General features: G+C 73.1%; 20 protein-coding genes. 13 read left to right on the top strand and 7 right to left on the bottom strand.

Features of this window, described 5'->3' with window-relative positions; translation table 11 throughout:
• The first annotated feature begins 67 nt into the window (after nucleotides 1-67).
• Both ACLHRZ_RS03790 and ACLHRZ_RS03785 read left to right on the top strand, forming a co-directional pair.
• On the top strand, nucleotides 68-1633 hold the full coding sequence (locus ACLHRZ_RS03790; RefSeq protein WP_490416771.1) for an FAD-dependent monooxygenase: 1566 nt from the start codon (nucleotides 68-70) through the stop codon (nucleotides 1631-1633).
• Nucleotides 1621-2847 (top strand): ATP-grasp domain-containing protein, encoded by a 1227-nt coding sequence (locus ACLHRZ_RS03785; protein ID WP_490416770.1) that lies wholly within the window; start codon nucleotides 1621-1623, stop codon nucleotides 2845-2847. Before ACLHRZ_RS03790 ends, ACLHRZ_RS03785 begins: the two co-directional genes overlap by 13 nt.
• Here ACLHRZ_RS03785 and ACLHRZ_RS03780 read toward each other — a convergent pair.
• A complete protein-coding gene (locus tag ACLHRZ_RS03780; protein ID WP_490416769.1) occupies nucleotides 2822-3463 on the bottom strand; it encodes a hypothetical protein in 642 nt (213 codons plus the stop codon). The genes ACLHRZ_RS03785 and ACLHRZ_RS03780 overlap by 26 nt on opposite strands.
• 142 nt (nucleotides 3464-3605) lie before the next feature.
• Between ACLHRZ_RS03780 and ACLHRZ_RS03775 the strand changes: the two genes are divergently transcribed.
• Genes ACLHRZ_RS03775 through ACLHRZ_RS03765 form a run of 3 tightly spaced genes read left to right on the top strand, consistent with a single transcriptional unit; the run spans nucleotide 3606 to nucleotide 6355 of the window.
• Nucleotides 3606-4985 carry a rhodanese-like domain-containing protein gene (locus ACLHRZ_RS03775; RefSeq protein WP_490416768.1) on the top strand — a complete coding sequence of 460 codons (1380 nt, stop codon included), beginning with the start codon at nucleotides 3606-3608 and terminating at the stop codon, nucleotides 4983-4985.
• Nucleotides 4982-5734 (top strand): sulfite exporter TauE/SafE family protein, encoded by a 753-nt coding sequence (locus ACLHRZ_RS03770; protein WP_490416767.1) that lies wholly within the window; start codon nucleotides 4982-4984, stop codon nucleotides 5732-5734. The genes ACLHRZ_RS03775 and ACLHRZ_RS03770 overlap by 4 nt, the downstream gene beginning before the upstream one ends.
• 36 nt (nucleotides 5735-5770) lie before the next feature.
• A complete protein-coding gene (locus tag ACLHRZ_RS03765; RefSeq protein ID WP_490416766.1) occupies nucleotides 5771-6355 on the top strand; it encodes a rhodanese-like domain-containing protein in 585 nt (194 codons plus the stop codon).
• On the opposite strand, the gene ACLHRZ_RS03760 is transcribed toward ACLHRZ_RS03765, so the two are convergent.
• Nucleotides 6318-6788, bottom strand: a complete 471-nt coding sequence (locus ACLHRZ_RS03760) for an SRPBCC family protein (RefSeq protein ID WP_490416765.1) — start codon at nucleotides 6786-6788, stop codon at nucleotides 6318-6320. The genes ACLHRZ_RS03765 and ACLHRZ_RS03760 overlap by 38 nt on opposite strands.
• Before the next feature lie 100 nt (nucleotides 6789-6888).
• Nucleotides 6889-7545: a maltokinase N-terminal cap-like domain-containing protein gene (locus ACLHRZ_RS03755; protein ID WP_490416764.1), complete on the bottom strand. Its 657-nt coding sequence runs from the start codon at nucleotides 7543-7545 to the stop codon at nucleotides 6889-6891.
• 250 nt (nucleotides 7546-7795) lie between these two features.
• Between ACLHRZ_RS03755 and ACLHRZ_RS03750 the strand changes: the two genes are divergently transcribed.
• The 5 genes from ACLHRZ_RS03750 to ACLHRZ_RS03730 all read left to right on the top strand — a co-directional run bounded on the left by ACLHRZ_RS03750 (nucleotide 7796) and on the right by ACLHRZ_RS03730 (nucleotide 13311).
• Entirely contained in the window at nucleotides 7796-8824 is a 1029-nt protein-coding gene (locus ACLHRZ_RS03750) for an alpha/beta fold hydrolase (RefSeq protein ID WP_490416763.1), read from the top strand.
• A gap of 26 nt (nucleotides 8825-8850) precedes the next feature.
• On the top strand, nucleotides 8851-9042 hold the full coding sequence (locus tag ACLHRZ_RS03745) for a hypothetical protein (protein ID WP_490416762.1): 192 nt from the start codon (nucleotides 8851-8853) through the stop codon (nucleotides 9040-9042).
• Nucleotides 9043-9352: 310 nt separating this feature from the next.
• Complete coding sequence (locus ACLHRZ_RS03740) at nucleotides 9353-10987, top strand: ABC-F family ATP-binding cassette domain-containing protein (protein WP_490416761.1); 1635 nt, start codon at nucleotides 9353-9355, stop codon at nucleotides 10985-10987.
• Between the two features lie 81 nt (nucleotides 10988-11068).
• Nucleotides 11069-12709 carry an ABC-F family ATP-binding cassette domain-containing protein gene (locus ACLHRZ_RS03735; RefSeq protein WP_490416760.1) on the top strand — a complete coding sequence of 547 codons (1641 nt, stop codon included), beginning with the start codon at nucleotides 11069-11071 and terminating at the stop codon, nucleotides 12707-12709.
• A 41-nt stretch (nucleotides 12710-12750) separates the two neighbouring features.
• Nucleotides 12751-13311, top strand: coding sequence for a CGNR zinc finger domain-containing protein (locus ACLHRZ_RS03730; RefSeq protein WP_490416759.1), 561 nt, complete (start codon nucleotides 12751-12753; stop codon nucleotides 13309-13311).
• Nucleotides 13312-13318: 7 nt separating this feature from the next.
• Here the strand turns inward: ACLHRZ_RS03730 and ACLHRZ_RS03725 are convergent, their stop codons facing one another.
• Complete coding sequence (locus tag ACLHRZ_RS03725; protein WP_490416758.1) at nucleotides 13319-13948, bottom strand: response regulator; 630 nt, start codon at nucleotides 13946-13948, stop codon at nucleotides 13319-13321.
• Entirely contained in the window at nucleotides 13945-15156 is a 1212-nt protein-coding gene (locus ACLHRZ_RS03720) for a sensor histidine kinase (protein ID WP_490416757.1), read from the bottom strand. Before ACLHRZ_RS03720 ends, ACLHRZ_RS03725 begins: the two co-directional genes overlap by 4 nt.
• Before the next feature lie 155 nt (nucleotides 15157-15311).
• Between ACLHRZ_RS03720 and ACLHRZ_RS03715 the strand changes: the two genes are divergently transcribed.
• A complete protein-coding gene (locus tag ACLHRZ_RS03715; RefSeq protein WP_490416756.1) occupies nucleotides 15312-15869 on the top strand; it encodes a GlcG/HbpS family heme-binding protein in 558 nt (185 codons plus the stop codon).
• 81 nt (nucleotides 15870-15950) lie between these two features.
• Here the strand turns inward: ACLHRZ_RS03715 and ACLHRZ_RS03710 are convergent, their stop codons facing one another.
• On the bottom strand, nucleotides 15951-17120 hold the full coding sequence (locus ACLHRZ_RS03710) for an MFS transporter (RefSeq protein WP_490416755.1): 1170 nt from the start codon (nucleotides 17118-17120) through the stop codon (nucleotides 15951-15953).
• Between the two features lie 101 nt (nucleotides 17121-17221).
• Entirely contained in the window at nucleotides 17222-17818 is a 597-nt protein-coding gene (locus ACLHRZ_RS03705; RefSeq protein WP_490416754.1) for a TetR/AcrR family transcriptional regulator, read from the bottom strand.
• Between the two features lie 221 nt (nucleotides 17819-18039).
• Here ACLHRZ_RS03705 and ACLHRZ_RS03700 point away from each other — a divergent pair, with 221 nt between their 5' ends.
• Nucleotides 18040-18339, top strand: a complete 300-nt coding sequence (locus ACLHRZ_RS03700; RefSeq protein WP_490416753.1) for a hypothetical protein — start codon at nucleotides 18040-18042, stop codon at nucleotides 18337-18339.
• A 202-nt stretch (nucleotides 18340-18541) separates the two neighbouring features.
• Nucleotides 18542-18889 carry a hypothetical protein gene (locus ACLHRZ_RS03695; RefSeq protein ID WP_490416752.1) on the top strand — a complete coding sequence of 116 codons (348 nt, stop codon included), beginning with the start codon at nucleotides 18542-18544 and terminating at the stop codon, nucleotides 18887-18889.
• The last annotated feature ends 73 nt before the right edge of the window (nucleotides 18890-18962 follow it).

Genomic DNA, 18962 nt, shown 5'->3' with positions numbered 1-18962 from the left:
AGCACCGGCACCGGTCCGCCGCCAGAGACGGGGGTCGCCTGCGTTCCCTCGCGGGCAGGATGCGGCCATGACTCTGCCGAGCATCGCTCCCTGCCCGCCGCCCGGCGTGCACCCCGAGGTGGTCGTCGTCGGCGCCGGCCCGACCGGTCTGCTGCTCGCCTGCGAACTGGCGCTGGCCGGCATACGCACGCAGGTCGTCGAGAAACGCCCTGCGCCCCACCGCGACTCCCGGGCCCTGAACCTGCACCCGCGCAGCATGGAGCTGATGGACCAACGCGGCCTGGCCGGCCGCTTCCTGGCCGCCGGCCGGACGGTGCCCGGCTGGCAGTTCGCCGCCTCCCTCGGCACGCGTCTCGACTTCGCCGGGCTGGACACCCGGCACCCGTACGCCCTGCTGCTGTCCCAGGCCCGTACCGAGACCCTGCTGGAGGAACGGGCCGCGGAACTGGGCGTGTCCGTCCACCGCGGATACGAGGCCGTGGCCCTGCGGCAGGACGCTTCCGGCGTCGAGGTGGACCTGCGCGGCCCCGGCGGCCCGGTCACCGTCCGTGCCGGGTACGCGGTCGGGTGCGACGGCGGGCGGAGCCTCGTGCGGCAGGCGGCCGGCATCGGCTTTCCGGGCACGGACGAGTCGATGACCGCGGTGGTGGGCGACTTCGCCGTCGCGGACCACGCCGGGATCGGCCGGGCCCGGCAGCACGGCGTGCTCGTGGCACGGCTGGAGCACGGCCTGACCCGGTTCGTGATCATGGACCCGCTGCGGATCAGGGTGCCCTCCACCGTGCCCGTGACGCCCGAGGAGTTCCGGGCCTCGCTGGTCCGGGTCTGCGGCACCGACTGCGGTATCGGCCGGCCGCGGTGGCTGTCCCGGTTCGGCAACGCCACGCGTCTCGCGGACCGTTACCGGTGCGGCCGGGTGCTGGTGGCGGGCGACGCCGCGCACGTCCACTTTCCCGTCGGCGCCCAGGGGCTCAACACCGGGCTGCAGGACGCGATGAACCTCGGCTGGAAGCTCGCGGCCGCCGTCCGGGGCTGGGCACCGCCGGGGCTGCTTGACTCCTACCACGACGAGCGCCACCCGGCCGGCCGGTCCGTCACCACGCTCACCAGGGCCCAGACCCTGCTGGTGGAGCTGCCCCTGGTCGAGCGGTACCGGGAATCGGCGACCCTCCTGTGCGAACTGATGGACACGCTGCTGGGCCTGCAGGACGTCAACCGGTACCTCGCCGGACGGATCTCCGCCCTCGACACCGTCTATCCGTCCGCCGATCCGGAGGCCGATCCGCTGACCGGGCAGCGCATGCCGGACGCCGGGCTGACCGCCACGGGCCTGGAAGCGACGCGCGTGTACGAGCTTCTGCACGACGGCCGCTTCGTCCTGCTGCACCTCCCCCGCACCGCCCGCAGCGCACCGGCTCCCGTGCACCCCAGGGTCCGTGCGGTGACCGCCGCCGCGTACGAGGAGCACCCCGCCCTCGCCGGGGTGAGCGAGGTCCTGATCCGCCCTGACGGTCACATCGCGTGGGCGGCACGGACCACGGACGGGGGCGTCCTCCGGGCGGACCGGCGCCGGACCCTGGCACGCTGGGCCGGCGAGGACCGAGGCGGAAGGGGTACGGAATGCGGGTCGTAGTCCTGGGCGAGTTCCGTGCGGACCGACTGGTTCCACCGCTGCGGCGAGCGGGCGCCGATGTCGTCGTCCTGGGGTTCGCCGACCTGGCCTCGTTCCTGGGGCCGGACGTCACCTGCGGGAGACTCCCGGACCGCCTCACCGAGCAGGGTCTCGAGACGCTCCTCGACGACTGCGGCGCCGATGTCGCGATCCCCAACATGGGCCGGCTCGGTCAGGAGCAGATGCTTCCCGTCTACGCCCGCGTCGGGGCCCGCCGACGGGCGGCGGGCCGCAAGGTGCCGGTGCACTCGGAGGAGTTCGCCGTGCTGGCCAGCGACAAGGTGGCATTCCACCGGACCGCGGAGGCGCGGCACTGGCCCGTCCCCCGCGGGACGATCTGCGACGATCCGGGTGCGCTGCGGGCCGCCGTCGCCGCGCTCGGCCTCCCGGTGCTGGTCAAGGAGGCCCGCAGCGAGTTCCACGCCGGACGGCACCATGTGTCCGCCGAGGGGGCTCTCGACGGGGTCTGCCGTGAGGTGGTGTACCCCGCCCTCGTCCAACAGGCCGTCGAGGGAGAGGAATTCGCGGTCGAGCTCCTCACGCTCCCCTCGCGCAGGACTCTCATCTGGCCCGTCGCCTCGCTCGACACGCTGGACGGCGACTGCGCGCCGGGGCGGCGCATGCGCGTGGCACCGGCGCTCCTTCCCCGTCGGGCGATGACGCAACTCGCCGCCACGGTCCGGGACATCGTGGCCGCGTCCGGGCCGGAGGGCCCCTGGCAGATCGACCTCGCCGTGGACCGCGACGGACAGCTGCGCCTCCTCGAAGTGAACGGCCGCTTCGGCGGCGTGTCCAACATGAGCTGGGTAGCGACGCGGTGCGATCCGCATGTCGCCCATGTCGCAGCCGTATTCGGCCGGCCCCTCCCATCGCCCCGGCCCGAGCGGATCGCGCTCGAACTTCCGGTGGAGAACGGCACGATGCTTCCGCCCGCTCCCCCGGGAACGACCCTGCAGCCCTTCACCGGGAACCCGGCCAACCAGGGCCCGTACGTCGGCGGGTACTACCGTGCCGTGCTCGGCTTCGGCGAGGACGCGGCGGAAGAAGCCCGCGCATGGCTGCGCAGACTGCCGTCGGGGACCCTCCTCGGCAGTCCCGACGCGGCCGTCGCCCAGCTCAATCGCGGGCTGTCCGCCTTGAAGACCCTGCTCAACTCTCCGCCAGCAGATTGGTGATGAGCTTGCGGACCCGTCCCGCAAGGACGGGCCGCACCCCGTGGACGAGCTGGCTGCCGTAGACGACGGTGGTGCCGGCGGGCGGCATGCAGATCCACCGCGTCCGCGGAATGTCATTGAGGTCGACCGGTCCCGTACGCGCCGTGATCTCGTGCACGAAGCGCGCCTCCGGCGCGAACCCGCTCTCCGGTCCCGCGGTGCGGTCGGACCACACGGCGTCGGAGGAACAGGTGTCGAGGTAGAACTCGCCTCCGCTGTCCGCGTCCTGGAGGTTGAACGCCACACGCGCGATCATCTGCGGGCGTGCTTCCGGGTCCCCCACCCCGTGGACGTGCGGACGGATCTTGTCGCCCGGTTTGAGGTCGTGGTACAGCCACGGCGCGACCCGGGCCGCCGACGGAAAGACCCGGCGGACGGCGGGCAGGGCCCGCTTCATCGCCTTCTCCAGGAGCGCCTGGACGTCCTCGGGCGGGGTGATGCCCTCGCTGGGGCGCGCCGGTGCCCAGCCGGTGGCCAGCAGGTGTTCGTCCAGCATCGCGGTGAGCCGGGCGGTCTCGTCGGGGTCGAGGAAGCCCTCGACGGTCTGAACGGCCAGGGTCTCGGTCATGTGGATCACGATCCGGCTCCTTCCCCAGGGCCTGTGCTGACCCATCGGACAGGCCCTGGTGCCACTGCCGGACACCATACCCCCGAAGATATGTTCGGTAAGGGTGGGTGCACCCACCTGTGGAGACAGGCAACCGGAAGGAGTCGAGGCCGTGTTCTTCGTCGACACCCTGGAGTTCGAAGGACTGGGCAACCGCAGCTACCTGGCCGGCGGGCCCCGTACCGCGGTGGCGGTGTATCCGCCGAGGGACGTCGACCAGGTCGTCGCGGCGGCCGCCCGGCGCGGGGTGCGCCTCGTCGCCGTGGTGGAGACCCACGTGCACAACGACTACGTCTCCGGCGGCCTGGAGCTGGCGCGTCTCACCGGTGCGCACTATGCGGTGCCGGCCGGGGCGTCGGTCGCCTTCGAGCGGGTGCCGGTCGCGGACGGCGACACCGTGCCCGTGGACGAGGGCCTGGCCCTGCGGGCGGTCGCCACCCCGGGCCACACCCCGCACCATCTCTCCTACGTCCTGGAGGAGAACGGCCGGGCCACGGTGGCGTTCACCGGCGGTTCGCTGCTGATCGGCACGGTGGGGCGGCCGGACCTGGTCGAACCGCGCCTGACCGGGCAGCTGGCCCGCGCCCAGCACGCCTCCGCCCGCCGCCTGGCGCGGGAGCTGGACGACGCCGTGCAGGTGCTGCCCACGCACGGCTTCGGCAGCTTCTGCTCCGGCTCCGGCGCGCAGGCCCGGGGGGAGGCGACCACGATCGGTGCGGAGCGCCGCAGGAACGATGCGCTGACCAAGGAAGTGGACGTCTTCGTCGCCGAGTTGCTGGCCGGGCTGGACGATGTGCCCGCCTATTACGCGCATATGGGACCGGTGAACGCCGCAGGCCCCGCGCCGGTCGACCTCACCCCTCCGCGGCCTGCGGACGCCGCCGCCATCGCGGCCCGGCTGGCCGGCGGCGAATGGGTGGTGGACCTGCGCCACCGTGCGGCGTTCGCCGCGGGCCATGTCGCCGGATCGTTCAACTTCGAGGGCGACGGCCGGCTCGCCACCTACCTGGCCTGGCTGATCCCGTGGGGCAGGCCGGTCACCCTGCTCGCGGACACACCGGAGCGGATAGCCGCCGCGCAGCGGGAGTTGGTCCGGGTGGGCATCGACCGCCCGGCGGCCGCCGCCACGGGAGACCCGCGTACCTGGATCCGTGCGCAGGAACGTCTCCGTTCCTTCCCGCGTGCCCGGTTCGCCGATCTCGCCGGGGCGCGGCGGCGCGGTGAGGACGTGGTCGTGCTGGACGTGCGACGCGCGTCCGAGCGCGGCGGCGGTTTCGTCGACGGGGCGGTGCACATCCCGCTCCACCACCTGCGCGAGCGTCTCGGCGAGGTCCCGGAGGGGGTGGTGTGGGTGCACTGCTCGGCCGGCATGCGCGCGGCGATCGCCGCATCGCTGCTCGACGCCGCCGGCCGTGAAGTGGTCGCCGTCGACGACGACTTCGGCACCGCCGCCGGGGCGGGCCTCGTCCTCGTCGGCCCGCTCACGGCATGAGCGCGCTGATCCTGGCCCTGGCCGCCGGTGCCGTGGTCGGTCTGGCGCTCGGGGCGCTGGGCGGGGGCGGCAGTGTGCTGGCCGTTCCCGCGCTGATCTACCTGCTCGGCTTCGCGCCGGGGACGGCCACCACCGCCAGCCTGCTGATCGTCACGGCCACCTCGGCGACCGCCCTGTACGCCCATGCCCGGGCCGGCAACGTCCGCTGGAAGGCAGGGGCGTTGTTCGCGGCGGCCGGGCTGGTGCCGGCGGCGGCCGCCGGGGCGGCCGCGGGCCGGCTGCCGCAGCCGGTGCTGACCGGCGCCTTCGCCGCCGTCGCCGCGCTCGCGGCCGTCAGGATGCTGCGGCCCGCCGGCCCGGAACTGCCACGGGACGCCGAGGCGGTGCAGCCGGCCAGGGCCGGCCTGGCCGGGGCGGGGCTCGGCGCCCTGACCGGGCTGCTCGGCGTGGGCGGCGGCTTCCTCGTCGTACCGACGCTGGTGACCGTCATGGGGTTCGAGATGCAGGCCGCCGTCGGGACCAGCCTGCTGGTCATCACGACCAACTCGCTGGCCTCCCTGACCCTGCGCGGCGCCGCCTCCGCCGGGCTGGACTGGGCGGTGATCGGACCGTTCACCGGGGCGGCGGTGCTGGCCGCCTGGGACGGAAAGCGCCTGTCCGCCAAGGTCTCCGGCACCCGGCTGCGGCGCGCATTCGCCGTCGTCCTGCTGGCCGTTGCGGGCTTCATGCTCGTCGATGCGCTGACCTGACCGGTTCAACTCCTCGGCCGGGGGAAGGGGAAGACCGTGACCATCAGTGCCGTCCTCACCCCGGAGCAGGCCCGCGTCCGCCTGCACGAGCTGACCGTCATCGACGTGCGCACCCCTGGCGAGTACGCCTCCGGCCATCTGCCCGGGGCCCACAACGTCCCCCTCGACCACCTCGACCGGGCCGTGCACGCCCTGCAGCGCGCCGATCTGCGCGGCGGCCTCCTCGTCGTCTGTGCAGGCGGCGACCGTTCGGCCCAGGCGTGCAGGCGCCTGGCCGCGCACGGTGTCGCCGCCGCCACGCTCTCCGGCGGCACCGCCGCGTGGGCCGAGTGCGGTTACGACGTCGACCGCACCGAGGGCGCCCGCGCCGTCTGGGCCATGGAGCGCCAGGTCCGCCTCGCCGCCGGTTCGCTCGTCCTGTGCGGGCTGCTCGCCGGGCGCCGTCGGCCGAAGGCGCGTCTGCTGTCCGGGGCGATCGCGGGCGGCCTGGTCTTCTCGGCCCTCACCGACACCTGCGGCATGGCCCGTGTCCTCGCCCGGCTCCCCTGCAACCGGTCCCGGTCCGCCGGCCTCGACGCCACTCTTACCGCCCTGGCCGGCCGGCAGGACGTCGGCCGGTGAGGGATTCGTCGGCGGCGTCGAGGATCGCGCCGAAGACGTGCGAGATGACAGGCTTGGCGAACAGGCGCGTGACGGCCGCGCCGAAGAAGGGCAGGCGGACCTCGGACGTGGTCGTCCAGACCACGAGCGTGCCCCCGTCGACTTCGGTGAAGGTCATGCGGCCGAACTCGTGCCGGGCCGGCGGGAAGCTGCGTTCGACGGCGTAGTCGAAGGTGTACGGCGGGTCGTAGGCGGTGATCCGCTCACGGAACCAGCCGATCAGCCACGTGTGCAGCCGGACGGCGCCCGTTCCGTAGGGCGCGTCCGCGCCCGGCCGGGCCAGGCGCGCCCTGAGGACGAACGGGGTGCGGGTGTAGTTGGTGCTGACGGCGCACCAGTCGAATACGTCGGCGATCGGTGCTGCGATGACACGTCGTACCGTCACGGTTTCCATGCCGCGTCCCTCCTCGTGCCTGCCGCCCCCTGAGGGGGCCGGTTCACTGTTCGGACTCCGCGCGGGCCCGGGACTGTGACATCGCCGCCGGTGACGTGCGTCACTCCGTGGGCGCGCCGAGGACGGCGAAGAGGCCGCGGGCCCGGTTGGTGCCGTCCGGGAGCCGCCACCAGGACGTGACGTGTCCGGTGGCGCCCTGCGGGAGGGTGTCCGGGCCGGGGCGCAGGATGCGGTGCAGGCGGAGGATCACGCCGTGGGCGGCGGAGGCGAGTTCGGTGGCGTCCGGGACCTCGGTGACGGTGGCGAAGTCCGCCGGGACCGGGGCGTCGCCGGTGTACGCGGAGGCGACGTCGGGGTCGGGGGTGTTGCTGAGGTTCTGGTCCTGCGGCCGGGCCCGGCCCTCGACGAGGGCGAGCAGCTCGGCGACGAGCACCGGGTCGTGACAGCCGTCGTAGGCCCAGCGCTTGCCCAGTACGCCGTGGTCCATCGTCCCGACGAGTGCGTCCTCCGCGCCCTCCAGCGGGGCGCCGCGGTAGGAGAGCGGCACCAGGTAGGTGACCGGCTCCGCGCCGGCCGTGTCGGTCACCACCATGAACTCGATGCCGACCTCGCCCTTCGGGTCGTCCAGCCGGAAGCCGCCCGCCCTTTCCAGCTGCGGTGCGCCGGTGCCGGAGCGGTACCAGGGCCGGGTGGGCAGCCAGGCGGTGAGCAGTTCGTCCTTGGTGGGCGTGAGGGTGGTGCGGTGCACGACGGCCATGCCGGCAGGTCTCCTTCGTCGAGGGGGTAATTCCGCTGACGCTTCATCATGCACGGCGGAACGGTGTTGCGGTCAAGCACCCATGACATGCGGAGAGTTGACATGCATCACCTGTTTGACCGGTGACGTATGCTGTGCCACAGTCGACTGGCACGCACCCGGCGGCCTTCGGGACCCCGGTGCGCGGGGGATCTCCTGCACGGCACGACCGGTCGCAGTCCGGCACTTCGAGACGCACGGAGGGCTTCACGTGATCAACAGGCGTACAGTCGGCAAGGCGTTCGGCCTGGGTGCCGGCGGCGCGGTCGCCGCGGCACTGGCAGGGGCGTCGGGGCCGGCGCATGCCGCGTCCGCGGCCGTACCGCGCAGGCGCAGCGCGTTCCCCCCGCTCAAGACGGTCAGGGCCGGTCTGCTGGAGACCGGCTACGCCGAGGTGGGGCCGGCGCACGGGCCGCCGGTGATCTGCCTGCACGGCTGGCCGTACGACATCCACAGCTTCGCCGAGGCCGCGCCTCTGCTGGCGGCAGAGGGCCACCGGGTGATCGTCCCCTATCTGCGCGGCCACGGCACGACGCGCTTCGTCTCGCCCCGGGCCTTCCGCAACGGGCAGCAGTCGGCCGTCGCCCTCGACATCATCGCCCTGATGGACGCGCTGGGGCTGGAGAAGGCGGTGCTCGCCGGATTCGACTGGGGAGCCCGGACCGCCGGCATCATCGCGGCGCTGTGGCCCGAGCGCTGCAAGGCCCTGGTGTCGGTGGGCGGTTACCTCGTCACCGATCGCGAGGCGAACCTCCGGCCGCTCGCGCCGGCGGCCGAGCACACCTGGTGGTACCAGTTCTACTTCGCCACGGAGCGGGGCCGGATCGCCATGGAGGACAAGGACAAGCGGCACGACCTGACGCGGCTGGTCTGGGACACCGTGTCCCCGACGTGGGACTTCGACGACGCCACCTTCGAGCGCACGGCCGCCGCCTTCGAGAACCCCGACTACGCCGCCATCGTGATCCACAATTACCGCTGGCGGCTGAGCCTCGCCGAGGGCGAACGGCGCTACGAGCCGTACGAGAAGCGGCTCGCCGCCCGGCCGGTCATCACCGTGCCGACGGTGACGCTCGACGCCGAGCGCGACCCGTTCACGCTTCCCGGCGACGGATCCGCGTACCGGGACCGGTTCACGGGCCCGTACGACCACCGGACCCTGACGGGTATCGGCCACAACCTGCCCCAGGAGGCACCTGCGGCGTTCGCCCGGGCCGTCACCGACGCCGACCGTCTCTGACGGGCCATCAACCAAGGAGGCCGAGCATGCAGAACCCCGGCACGCAGGACAGCAACTCGGCAGTGCGCCATGCGTGGTTCGGCGCACTGCCCGAGCGGATCGCCTACGAGGACATGGTCGAGGTGAAGGCGGCCTCACCGAGGGACCCGGAGCGGGACACCGGCACCTCCGGGGCAGGGAATCTCCTCGCCTGCATGGCGTGGGACCTGGTGCTGTGAAGCGCCCTTTTCCCCTCCGCACCGTCGGAGGGGAAAAGGGCTTGCGGACGACCGCGTGGAGCCTGATACGGTAACCGCACCAAACGATCTTCCGCGGAGGAGAACAGACATGGCGGGTGACGACGACATCTCCGGGTGATACCCGGAGTTGACCGGCCACCGGCAGACGCGCCTTCGACAGCGCCGCCGTCGTGGTCGTCTCGACGTCCCTTTTCCCTGTCTCAGCGGCAGCGCCCTTCACCCAGCGGTCTTTCCGTACTGCGGTTTCCCGGTGGAGCGACCTGCCCTCTTTCCCCACAAGGTCATCCTCATGTCCGACGTTTCCGTCATCTGCTCCCAGCTGTCCTTCTCCTGGCCCGACGACACCCCCGTCTTCGCAGGCCTGTCCTTCACCCTCGGCGCCGGCCATACCGGCCTCGTGGCGCCCAACGGCTCCGGCAAGAGCACCCTGCTCAAGCTCATCGCCGGTGAACTGCACGCCAAAGCAGGCTCGTTGACCGTCAACGGCACGGTCGGCTACCTCCCGCAGACCCTCCCCCTGACCGGCGAACCGACGGTGGCCGAGGTCCTGGGCGTCGACGCGGTGATCCGCGCCATCGACGCGGTCGAGTCCGGCGACGTGCGCGAGGAGCACTTCACCACCATCGGCGACGACTGGGACATCGAAGAGCGCACCCGCGCCCAGCTCGACCGGCTCGGCCTCGGCCATCTCGCCCTCGACCGCACCCTGGGCACGCTCAGCGGCGGCCAGATCGTCAGCCTCGGCCTGGCGGCACAGCTGCTCAAGCGCCCCGACGTGCTGCTGCTGGACGAGCCGACCAACAACCTCGACCTGGAAGCCCGCCACAAGCTCCACGACGTGCTCTCGGACTGGAACGGCAGCCTGCTGGTCGTGAGCCACGACCGGGCCCTGCTGGACCGCATGGAGCGCATCGCCGAACTCGACCGCGGTGAACTGCGGCTGTACGGAGGCAACTTCACGCAGTACGAGGAGGCCGTGCAGGCCGAGCAGGAGGTTGCGGAGAAGAACGTGCGCAACGCCGAACAAGAGCTCAAGCGGGAGAAGCGCGAGATGCAGCAGGCCCGCGAACGGGCCGAGCGCCGCGCGAGCAACGCCGCCCGCAACCTCAAGAACGCCGGCCTGCCCCGCATCTTCGCCGGCAACATGAAGCGCGGCGCCCAGGAATCCGCCGGCCGCGCGGGCCAGATGCACGCCGGCCGCGTCCACGAGGCACAGGCCCGGCTCGACGAGGCGGGACGCGCCCTGCGGGACGACCAGCGGCTCGTCCTGGAACTGCCCGACACCGACGTGCCCGCCGGACGCACCGTCGTCCTGGGCGAGCGGATGCAGGTCCGCCGCGGCGAACGGAACCTGTTCGCAGGGGACGGCGTCGACCTCACGATCCGCGGGCCCGAACGCATCGCGCTCACCGGCCCCAACGGTGCGGGCAAGACCACCGTGCTGCGGCTGCTCACCGGTGAACTCGCCCTGGACGGCGGGAGCATCAAGCGTGCCGACGGGCGGATCGCCGCCCTGTCGCAGCGCCTGGACCTGCTCGACCCCGACCGCACCGTGGCCGAGAACTTCGCGGTGTTCGCCCCGCACCGGCCGGAGGCGGAGCGGATGAACCTGCTCGCCCGCTTCCTGTTCCGCGGCCCCCGGGCGCACCTGCCCGTGCGCGTGCTCTCCGGCGGCGAACGGCTGCGCGCCACCCTGGCCTGCGTCCTGTGCGCCGAACCGGCCCCGCAGCTGCTGCTGCTGGACGAGCCGACCAACAACCTCGACCTGGTCGGCGCGGGCCAGCTGGAGAGCGCCCTGAAGTGCTACCGCGGCGCGTTCGTGGTGGTCAGCCACGATGCGCGCTTCCTCGAGCGGATCGGCGTCGACCGGTGGCTGCGGGTCGCCGACGGCGAACTGACCGAGACGGGAGCACCGCAGGCCTGAACCGCTGACGTCGTCGGCCACGCCCACGCCCGAGGCACCGCGCCCGGTGGGCCCAGAAACGATCACGTCGGACGGATCATCATGCCTCACCCCGCCCTGCTCGCCCACGACATCGTCCGCACCCTCGGCACCCGCAAGGTCCTCGACGGAGTCGGCCTCACCGCCTCTCCCGGCCACCGCATCGGACTCATCGGCGAGAACGGCGCCGGCAAGACGACGTTGCTGCGCATCCTCGCCGGTGCCGACGAGCCCGACTCGGGCAGCGTCGTCCGGCCGCCCGACCTCGGCTTCCTGCACCAGGAGATGCCCTACGCCGCCGGGGCGACGATCGCCGACGTCCTGGACGACGCCCTGCGCGAGGCGCGCGAGACCCTCGCGCAACTCGACCGCCTCGCCCAGGACCTGGCCCGTACCCCCGAGGACGCTCCCGGCCACGCGGAACTGCTCGACGCCTACGCGCGGCGCCTCGAACACGCCCGGCAGCGCGAGGTGTGGGACGCCGACCGGCGCGCCGCGATCGTGCTCGACGGGCTCGGCCTCGGCGCACTGCCGCACGAGCGGACCCTCGGCTCCCTCTCCGGCGGCCTGCGCGGACGCCTCGCGCTGGCCGCGCTGCTGGTGAGAAGGCCGTCCGCCCTGCTGCTGGACGAGCCGACCAACCACCTCGACGACAGCGCCGCCGCCTTCCTGGAGGACCAACTGCGCGCCCTGCCCGGCGTCGTCGTGGCGGCCAGCCACGACCGGGCCTTCCTCGACGCCGTCTGCACCGACGTCGTCGACCTCGACCCGGCGGTGCACGGCCCGGTCCGCCACGGCGGCAACTACAGCGCCTACCTGGCGGAGAAGCGTGCCGAGCGGGAGCGCTGGCTGCAGCGGTACGCCGAGGAGCAGCAGGAGTTGGCGTCGCTGCGCCGCTCGGCAGAGGTCACGGCCCATCTGGTCGCACCGGGCCGCGCGCGGCCCGACAACGAGAAGATGGGCTACGGCCACCGCTCCGGGCGCGTACAGCACCAGATCTCACGGCGGGTGCGCAGCGCCACCCGCAGGCTCCGGGAACTCGAACGCGACCAGATCGCAGCACCGCCGCAGGTGCTGCACCTGCGGCACACCCCACTGGCGCAGCCGTCCACGGAGGGCACCCTCGTCTCCCTGCGCCGGGTGCGCGTGCCGGGCCGGCTCGCCCTCGACCGCCTGGATGTGTCGGCGACCGAGCGGCTGCTGGTCACCGGCGGCAACGGGGCGGGAAAGTCGACCCTGTTGGCCGTTCTCGCCGGGCGGCTCGAAGCCGGCGGAGAGGTGCGGCGACGGCGGGGCCTCACCGTGGGGATGCTGGCCCAGGACACCGTCTTCGACCGCCCGGACCGCACCGCCCGGGAGACCTACGCGTCCGTCCTCGGCGCCGAGCGGGCCGACGCGGTTCCGCTGGGCACGCTGGGGCTGCTGCACGAGGCGGACCTCGGCAAACCGGTCGGGCAGCTGTCGGTCGGGCAGCGCCGCCGGCTCGCACTGGCGCTCCTGGTGGCCCGTCCTCCCGCGCTGCTGCTGCTCGACGAGCCGACGAACCATCTCTCCCCGCGCCTGTGCGACGAGTTGGAGTCCGCGCTGGGCCCGGGCCCCGGCGCCATCGTCCTGGCCGGCCACGATCGCTGGCTGCGGCGGCGCTGGGCGGGCCGCGAGCTCCGGCTGAACGCCGCGGAAGGAGGGCTCCGTTGTAGCGGCTGACGGCCCTTGCGACCACCACGGTCACCCGTCAGGATGGTGACGTGGACCTTCATCACGTCTTTGTGTGCGGCAACCCGGCCCTGGACTTCGCAGCCACGCTCCGGGCGCGCCGCACGGCGCGACGGGACATGTTCGCGACACCGGACCGCCTGGACGCGTGGTACCTGGAGTCCGGCATCGCCGACTCCGTCCCGCCCGCCCGGCAGGCCGACGTGGCGCGGGCGACGACCGTGCGCGAGGCCGTCTACCGGCTGATCACGGCCCGGCGCCTCGGCACGGACTTCGACGACGAGGCGCTGGCCGTGGTCAACGATGCGGCCCGCAGGGCGCCCGCGGCACCGCAGTTGACCCATGCCGGCCGCTGGACGGCGGCAACCCAGCGGGAGGCGCTGTCCACCGTCGCCCGGCACGCGGTGGAGCTGCTGAGCGGCCCGGACGTACCGCTGCTCAAGGAGTGCGGAAACGCCGAGTGCACCCGCGTCTACATCGACCGCTCACGCGGCGGACGGCGCCAGTGGTGCGGCATGGAGTCCTGCGGCAACAAGATCAAGGCAGCCGCGTACCGCGCCCGCAGGAAGACCGCCGTCACCTTCGCGGGGTGAGCGCCGGTCACGGGAGCAGCCGTTGTTCCTTGGCGACCGCCACGGCCCCCGCCCTGGTGTCGACGCCGAGCTTGTCGTAGATCCGGCCCAGGTGGGTCTTCACGGTGGCCTGGCTGATGAACAGCGCGCGGGCGATGTCGCGGTTGCCGAGGCCCTGGGCGAGCTGGGCGAGGATGTCGAGTTCGCGGGCGGTCAGGGCGGGGCGGGCCGCGCCGCGCATGTGGTCCATGACGCGGCTGGCGACGGGCGGCGAGAGGGTGGTGCGGCCCTGGGCGGCGGAGTGGATCGCGGCGAAGAGCTCCTCGGGGCGCTCGGCCTTCAGCAGGTAGCCGGTGGCGCCCGCGGCGATCGCGCGCGTGATGTCGGCGTCGGTGTCGTAGGTGGTGAGGACCAGGACGTGGACGCCGGTGGCCGCGATGCGCCGGGTGGCCTCGACCCCGTCGATCCCGGGGCCGAGCTGGAGGTCCATGAGCACCACGTCGGGCCGGAGCTTCGCGGCCGCGGCCACCGCCTCCTCGCCGCTGCCGGCCTCGCCCACGACCTCGATGTCGGGTTCGCTGCCGAGGAGGGCGAGCAGTCCGGCGCGTACGACGGCGTGGTCGTCGCAGAGCAGGATGCGGACGGGGGCCTTGGTCATGAGGGGGTTTCCAGGGGGATCGCGGCGGATACGACGGTGCCCTCGCCGGGCGCGGACTCGACGGTCAGGGTGCCGCCGAGCTGCCGGACGCGGGCGTGCATCGCGGGCAGCCCGTGCCCGCGCGGGCCGCGGGCGGGGGCGGTGGCGGCCGGGACGTCGAAGCCCCGGCCGTCGTCGGCGATGTCCAGGACCAGCTGGTCGCCGAGGAAGGTGAGGGTGAGCGTGGCCGTGCCGGCGCCGGCGTGCTCGCGGACGTTGGCCAGCGCGCCCTGGGCGATGCGCAGCAGCGCGGAGGCCGTCCGGCCGGGCAGGGGGAAGGCCGGGGCGCCCTCGACGATGCAGCGGACGGCGAGTCCGCCGGACTCCTGCGCGGCGCGGGCCGCCAGCGCGCGCAGGGCCTCCTCCAGGCTGCCGCCGTCGGCGAGGTCGGCGGGGGCGAGGTCGTGGACGAGGCGGCGCGCCTCGGCGAGGTTGCGGGCGGCGATCGAGGCGGCGGTGCGGACGTGGTGGTGGGCGGTGGCGGGCTCGGCCGTCCAGACCCGGTCGGCCGCCTGGAGCAGCATCTGCTGACTGGACAGGCCCTGGGCGAGGGTGTCGTGGATCTCCATGGACAGGCGCTGCCGCTCGGCGAGCGTGCCCTCGCGGCGCTCGGTGGCGGCCAGGTGGCGCCGGGTGCGGATGAGGTCGTCGATCAACTGGCGCTGCCGCTCGGCCTGGCGCTGCATGTGGACGAAGACGGCGGTGGCGATGGCGGCGACGGCGGGCGGGGCGAGGACCAGGTTCGGGTCGAATCCGCCCGTCGACAGCTGCAGTTGGGCGGCGACCACGAAGGCGGTCAGCATGGCGACGAGGACGAGCGCCGCGCGCGAGGGCAGGATGCGCAGGCCGGTGAAGAACAGCGGCACCGCGCACCAGGCGAAGCTCGGCGCGAGCACCACCAGCACCATCCAGACGGCGACGACGGCTCCCAGCCAGGCGAGCCGGCGCGGCGTGGGCCGCGCAAGCGGTGCCGGGCCGAGCAGGTACAGCAGGGCCAGGACGGCGGAGAGCCCGATGATCCACGGGGTGTGGGGGTTGCCGGGGTGCCGGATGAGGAACCGGACCAGCGAGGCGGCGAGCAGGAGGAAGAACGCGGCGTGCATGACGAGCGCGAGAAGGCGCTCCCCCGACCCCGCGGCCTCCTGCGCCGACGGCGTTGCCTGCCGCATCGAACTCTCCTCACCTGCGCATACGCACCCATCCTCGACCGGTGCGGCCATCCTCGCATCAACCGATCGGTTGACAGGCGCGTCGGCCGTCGGGCACGGCAGGAGCAGCCCGCGGGCCGAAGCCCCGCGAGGGGGACGGGCCGGAGGATCGGATCATGACCAACGCCAAGAAGCTCAGCACCACGAAGATCGTCGCCACCGCCACCGCCGTCCTCGCGGCCGGTGCCGTCGGCGCCGTCGCGGCGAACGCCGCCGCCCCGGCGGCCGAGGCCAAGTCGACGGTCAAGGCCGATGCCGCGAACCGCAACCTCACCCAGTCCACGCACCTGACGATCGCCGCCGCCACCAAGGCCGCGCAGGCCAGCCTGGACGCCGCGGCGAAGGAGAACCAGAAGGTCTCCGTCGCCGTCGTCGACCGCAACGGCAACACCCTCGTCACCCTGCGCGGCGACGGCGCGGGCCCGCAGTCGTACGAGTCCGCCGAGAAGAAGGCCTTCACCGCCGTCTCCTGGAACGCGCCGACCTCCGCCCTGATGGACCGCCTGTCCAAGACCCCGAACCTCAAGGACATCCCGGGCACCCTCTTCCTGCCGGGCGGCGCCCCGGTCCAGGCCAAGGGCGCCCCGGTCGCGGCCGTCGGCGTGGCCGGCGCGCCCAGCGGCGACCTCGACGAGAAGTTCGCCCAGGCCGGGGTCGCTGCGCTGGGCAAGTGACGTCCTCACGCTGAGCCGGGCCGCCCGGCTCAGCGTGGTCGCGCCCCGAAGGGGCGCGGGGAACGGCGCGACCAGCCACGGCTAACCCGCAGCCGACGCACTGCACTCCCCGCGGAGCGGTACCCGCACGACGTCCGGTATCAGCGTGAGCAGCCCGAGCACCGCCATGCCCGCGCCCAGCCACAGCGGTGCCCGGAGCCCGTAGCTGTCGGTGGCGGCGCCGCCGAGTCCGGAGCCGAGCACCACGCCGAGCGTGATGAAGGACGAGTGGACGGTGTTGACCAGCGGCCGCGCGTTCGCGGTGCGCTGCACGCGGCTGATCATCGCCGGGTTGAGGGTGACCCCGACGAGCCCGATACCCGTCATGGCGGCGACGGCGGGTGCCTTGAGGTCGGCGAGGAGGGCGAATGCGGTGAGGAACACCGCGTTGAGGGCGAGGCCCGTCACGAGTACCCGGACGGTGTGGGAGTCCGCGAGGCGGGCGACGACCGCGTTGCCGACGACCGTTGCGGCGCCGTAGCCGAGGAGGAGCAGCGGGACGGTGCCGCGCGAGAAGCCGGTGACCTCGGTGAGGATCGGCGTGAAGTAGGAGAACGCGGCGAAAGTGGCCCCGATGACGAGCATGGAGGTGGACAGCACGAGCCAGAGCCTGCCGTTGCGGAAGACGGTGAGCTCGTTGCGGAAGTCGCCTGCTCCGTCGGCGTGTTCGAGGGCCGGCACGGCGACGGCGGTGGCGACGGCGGCCACGACGGTGATGGCGCCGACGGCGACGAAGCCCGCGCGCCAGCCCCACTCCTGGCCTACGAGCGTGGACAGGGGCAGCCCGAGCAGGGTGCCGACCATGAGGCCCTGCATGGCGACGCCGATGGCGCGGCCGCGCACCTCCGGCGAGGTGATCTGGGCGACGACGGAGAGCGAGACGCCGAAGAATGCGGCGGAGGCCGTGCCGGTGACGACGCGGGCGACGAGCATGACGCCGTAGCCGGTGGCGGTGGTGGCCAGGACGTTGCCGGCGAGGAAGACGGCGAAGAGCGTCATCAGTGCGGTCTTGGGCCGGAGTCTGAGGACGGCGACGGTGGCGAACGGCCCGCCGAGGGCCATGGCGAGGGCGAACGCCGTGATGAGGTAGCCGACTTGGGCGATGTCGACGTGGAGGTCGTCGGCGATCTGCGGCATGAGGCCGCCGACCAGGAACTCGCTGGTGACCATGGCGAAGATGCCGAGCGCCATGAGATGGACGGACTTGGGCATGCGGAAGGGTCCCCCTTGATTTTGTACTGATCAGAACAAAAAATGGGCACGGAAAGGCCGGCCCGCGACAGCACGGGCAGACGGTGGGCGGTGGGCAGCCGTCAGTGCGTGAGTGCGTCGATCCCGGCAGCGGCGATCTGCTCCAGCGCGGCGCGGTCGGCACCCGACTGGGCGGCGACCCGCATCCCGGAGATCACCGAGGTCAGGTACCAGGCCAGCCCGGCCGGGTCGCGCGATGAACGGACGGATCCGTCCCGCTTCCCCTCCTCGACGACGGCACGGAACGCGCCGAGCCGCCGCTCCAGATCCTTGGCCAGGATCTCCGCGACGCCGGGATCGCCCGCGGCCGGGCCGGTGACGGTGTTCACGGTGAAGCAGCCGGAGCCGTGCCCCAGGCGGCGGTTCTCCATCTCCCCTTCGACGGCCACCTCGAACAGGGCGCGGATCCGGTCCACGGCACTGCGCCCCTCCTCGCCGAGCAGGGCGACCTGACGGGCCGTCATGGTGTCGGCGTAGTGCGCCAGGGCGCGCCGGAAGAGGTGGTCCTTCGAGGCGAAGGTGTTGTAGATGCTGCTCCGGCCGAGGCCGGTGGCCTCGCAGAGGTCCTGCGTGGAGGTGGCCTCGTACCCCTTCGCCCAGAAGGCGTCGCACGCCGCCGCCACCGCCTGCTGCTCATCGAACTGTCGCGGTCGACCCATGATCACCACCGTAACACGTTATGGAACGCGTGGCCCAAAACATTTTCCGGAGGGCGCGGTCCCGCGGGGCGTGCGGGACGCGCACGGCGAAGGCTCGCACGCGCTTCCGCTCCCGGCGCTCCGGCGGGCCACCCGTGCGCCATTGCCGCCGCCGTCGGAGCGGGGAGACCGTGGGGCGGCATCCGCCGAATCCGGCGGAGAACGGGACAGGAGCACCCGACATGGCCATCATCGTCACCTTCGAAATGGAAAACACCCCTGCCGTCAAGGAGTTGTACGCCACCTGCATCGACCGCGTCACCGAAGGCCGGGGCTTCACCTCACTGGCCGACATGCCCGTACCCGGACTGCTCGCCCACATCGCCGGGGTCGTCGGCGGCCGTTGGCGGGTCACCGACGTATGGGACTCCCCCGAGTCGTTCGAAGCCTTCACCAAGATTCTCAGGCCCCTCATCACCGACCTGGGCTACGGGCACCTCCAGCCGGACGTCTCGCCCGCCCACAACGTCGTCCTCCGCTGAGCCGGCCGGGGCGAGGCGGCCCGCACCCCTCCCCGGTTCGATGACCGGGTCGCACCGGAGCGCACGGACGGGGCGCAGGCCGCGCCGCCCGCGGCGGTCCGGGCGCGCGCTTCACGCCCTGATGCCGCCGCGGGGCACGTCGGTAGCGTGTGGGGCGCTCCGGGGGAAGGAGCCCCGCATCCACACCGAGGAGGGCGCGAGCATGGCTGACGCCAAGTTCCCGGCCGGTACCAGGATCGTGCAGAACCAGGCGCTGACCAACGGAAGGGGCGACTCGTCCCTGCGTCTGCAGGAGGACGGCAACTTCGTCCTGTACCAGGAGGACAAACCGACGTGGCAGGCCGAGGACGTCTACCCGAACGGGCGTGAGGCCCTCTTCTCGTACGACGGCAACTTCGTCGTCTTCGACGGGGACCGGAATGTCGTCTGGGAGTCGGGAACCGGGTCGGAGGACAACCGCGGCTCCGTTCTGGCCCTGCAGGACGACCACAACCTGGTGATCTACAACCGGGACGGCCGGCCGGTCTGGGCCACCGGCACCAACACCTGATCCCGCACAGGGCCGTGGGGGGGGGGGGGGGGGGGGGGGGACGGAGCCGGATCCGTCCCCCCACGGCCGTCAC

This window comes from Streptomyces sp. AM25 (assembly GCF_058146165.1).
This window is presented reverse-complemented; position numbering and strand designations above follow the sequence as displayed.